General features: G+C 48.2%; 1 rRNA gene. It reads left to right on the top strand.

Features of this window, described 5'->3' with window-relative positions:
• Positions 1-75 precede the first annotated feature (75 nt).
• Positions 76-1983, top strand: a 23S ribosomal RNA gene (locus tag ACVBFA_RS11605); the annotation flags it as partial.

Genomic DNA, 1983 nt, shown 5'->3' with positions numbered 1-1983 from the left:
AAGAACACTCACAAGATTAATAACTAGTTTTAGCTATTTATTTTGAATTGTTATTCAAAATATGGTGGAAACATAGATTAAGTTATTAAGGGCGCACGGTGGATGCCTTGGCACTAGAAGCCGATGAAGGACGTTACTAACGACGATATGCTTTGGGTAGCTGTAAGTAAGCGTTGATCCAGAGATTTCCGAATGGGGGAACCCAGCATGAGTTATGTCATGTTATCGACATGTGAATTCATAGCATGTCAGAAGGCAGACCCGGAGAACTGAAACATCTTAGTACCCGGAGGAAGAGAAAGAAAAATCGATTCCCTGAGTAGCGGCGAGCGAAACGGGAAGAGCCCAAACCAACAAGCTTGCTTGTTGGGGTTGTAGGACACTCTATACGGAGTTACAAAAGAACATGTTAGACGAATCATCTGGAAAGATGAATCAAAGAAGGTAATAATCCTGTAGTCGAAAACATATTCTCTCTTGAGTGGATCCTGAGTACGACGGAGCACGTGAAATTCCGTCGGAATCTGGGAGGACCATCTCCTAAGGCTAAATACTCTCTAGTGACCGATAGTGAACCAGTACCGTGAGGGAAAGGTGAAAAGTACCCCGGAAGGGGAGTGAAAGAGAACTTGAAACCGTGTGCTTACAAGTAGTCAGAGCCCGTTAATGGGTGATGGCGTGCCTTTTGTAGAATGAACCGGCGAGTTACGATCTGATGCAAGGTTAAGCAGCAAATGTGGAGCCGCAGCGAAAGCGAGTCTGAATAGGGCGTTGAGTATTTGGTCGTAGACCCGAAACCAGGTGATCTACCCTTGGTCAGGTTGAAGTTCAGGTAACACTGAATGGAGGACCGAACCGACTTACGTTGAAAAGTGAGCGGATGAACTGAGGGTAGCGGAGAAATTCCAATCGAACTTGGAGATAGCTGGTTCTCTCCGAAATAGCTTTAGGGCTAGCCTCAAGTGATGATTATTGGAGGTAGAGCACTGTTTGGACGAGGGGCCCCTCTCGGGTTACCGAATTCAGACAAACTCCGAATGCCAATTAATTTAACTTGGGAGTCAGAACATGGGTGATAAGGTCCGTGTTCGAAAGGGAAACAGCCCAGACCACCAGCTAAGGTCCCAAAATATATGTTAAGTGGAAAAGGATGTGGCGTTGCCCAGACAACTAGGATGTTGGCTTAGAAGCAGCCATCATTTAAAGAGTGCGTAATAGCTCACTAGTCGAGTGACACTGCGCCGAAAATGTACCGGGGCTAAACATATTACCGAAGCTGTGGATTGTCCTTTGGACAATGGTAGGAGAGCGTTCTAAGGGCGTCGAAGCATGATCGCAAGGACATGTGGAGCGCTTAGAAGTGAGAATGCCGGTGTGAGTAGCGAAAGACGGGTGAGAATCCCGTCCACCGATTGACTAAGGTTTCCAGAGGAAGGCTCGTCCGCTCTGGGTTAGTCGGGTCCTAAGCTGAGGCCGACAGGCGTAGGCGATGGATAACAGGTTGATATTCCTGTACCACCTAGTATCGTTTTAATCGATGGGGGGACGCAGTAGGATAGGCGAAGCGTGCTGTTGGAGTGCACGTCCAAGCAGTAAGGCTGAGTGTTAGGCAAATCCGGCACTCATAAGGCTGAGCTGTGATGGGGAGAGGAAATTGTTTCCTCGAGTCGTTGATTTCACACTGCCGAGAAAAGCCTCTAGATAGATAACAGGTGCCCGTACCGCAAACCGACACAGGTAGTCAAGATGAGAATTCTAAGGTGAGCGAGCGAACTCTCGTTAAGGAACTCGGCAAAATGACCCCGTAACTTCGGGAGAAGGGGTGCTCTTTAGGGTTCACGCCCAGAAGAGCCGCAGTGAATAGGCCCAAGCGACTGTTTATCAAAAACACAGGTCTCTGCTAAACCGTAAGGTGATGTATAGGGGCTGACGCCTGCCCGGTGCTGGAAGGTTAAGAGGAGTGGTTAGCTTCTGCGAAGCTAC

Source organism: Staphylococcus sp. MSU001 (assembly GCF_052976705.1).
Note: the sequence above shows the minus strand (reverse complement) of the source record. Positions and strands in the feature narration are given on the sequence as shown.